Source organism: Kineosporia sp. NBRC 101677 (genome assembly GCF_030269265.1).
In the GTDB taxonomy this organism is placed as follows: Bacteria; Actinomycetota; Actinomycetes; order Actinomycetales; family Kineosporiaceae; genus Kineosporia; species Kineosporia rhizophila.
This window is the reverse complement of sequence record NZ_BSTA01000047.1, coordinates 1-637: the sequence shown is the minus strand read 5'-3', so window position 1 is coordinate 637 and position 637 is coordinate 1. Positions and strand designations below refer to the sequence as shown.

Annotated in this window: 2 rRNA genes; both read right to left on the bottom strand. The window is 56.8% G+C overall.

The window, feature by feature from the left end:
- A 23S ribosomal RNA gene (locus QSK18_RS35680) occupies positions 1-120 on the bottom strand; the annotation flags it as partial.
- A 403-nt stretch (positions 121-523) separates the two neighbouring features.
- Positions 524-637: ribosomal RNA gene (locus QSK18_RS35675) — 16S ribosomal RNA — on the bottom strand; the annotation flags it as partial.

Genomic DNA, 637 nt, shown 5'->3' with positions numbered 1-637 from the left:
ATTCGGAAACCCTCGAATCACAGCTCGGTTGCCAGCTCCTCGAGGCTTATCGCAGGCTCCTACGTCCTTCATCGGCTCCTGGTGCCAAGACATCCACCGTATGCCCTTAAAAACTTACGACACACACCCACCAGAGTGAGTGCGCTCGAAAAATGCACAGAATTAAAGATGCTCACGTCCACTATACAGTTCACAAGCAACGAACACACACAACCCTCAAGCCCACCACACACACGACACCAGTGCCGGCAGTTTGATGAAAGGACTGTCATGCCAGTCGTCCAGAAACCCAGAAGGCTTCCGGCCTAAGTTCACGGCCCACCAAGTCTCCCTGGTGGCCCGCTCCCTCAGGACCCAACAGTGCATCCCCGATCCCATCCCCGGGATCGAGCTCCAACCGATGTTCCACCCATGAGCAGCCACCCCACAACTAGCAGCCTCATGATTGAGACCATCATCGTGCAGGCAATGGCATGACCTCTGAGCCAAGCCGGCGAACCGGCGGCTTTGAGATGCTCCTTAGAAAGGAGGTGATCCAGCCGCACCTTCCGGTACGGCTACCTTGTTACGACTTCGTCCTAATCGCCAGTCCCACCTTCGACAGCTCCCTCCCACAAGGGGTTAGGCCACCGGCTTC